General features: G+C 55.5%; 1 pseudogene. It reads right to left on the bottom strand.

From position 1 onward, the window contains the following. Positions 1–584 (bottom strand): annotated as a pseudogene (locus ACIOZM_RS09910) (glutamine synthetase); the annotation flags it as partial.

Genomic DNA, 584 nt, shown 5'->3' with positions numbered 1-584 from the left:
AATAATAATTAGAACAACCTCGTATACACATGACAATATAGTTAAGTCGACTTGTATCACGATCACATCGAACTGCGCCGGGGCACTTTCCTTGACGATGGCGTCGGCCGGGATGCCTTGCTCTTTGGCACCTTCCAGAATGTCCTGGAGGCAGTCGACGTATTCGTCGAGGTCGTCGATCAGATAGACCTGAGTCGAGTGCGGGCGTTTGCCGGACACTGGCGAGCGTGGTGGCTGTGGACGGCCGTTCACGTTCTCCTGGTCAATCAGGTAGAACTCCAGCTCGAACGCTGCGCAGATAGTCAGACCCATTTCGTCGAACTTGCGCACCACGTTGGCCAGCACTTCACGCGGATCGGCGAAGAATGGCTGACCTTCGAGTTCGTGCATGGTCATCAACAGTTGCGCGGTTGGGCGCTTCTGCCATGGCTCGTTGCACAGGGTGTCGGGGATTGGATAGCAGATACGATCGGCGTCGCCGATGTCCAGGCCCAGCCCGGTACTTTCTACCGTCGAACCATTGATATCCAGAGCAAATAGAGAGGCCGGCAGGTTGATGCCTTTCTCGTAAACCTTGTGGAGGC

The sequence above is a fragment of the Pseudomonas sp. NPDC087346 genome (assembly GCF_044744235.1).
Taxonomy (GTDB): Bacteria; Pseudomonadota; Gammaproteobacteria; order Pseudomonadales; family Pseudomonadaceae; genus Aquipseudomonas.
The sequence above is the reverse complement of the archived record's forward strand: the minus strand, read 5'-3'. Positions and strand labels throughout refer to the sequence as shown.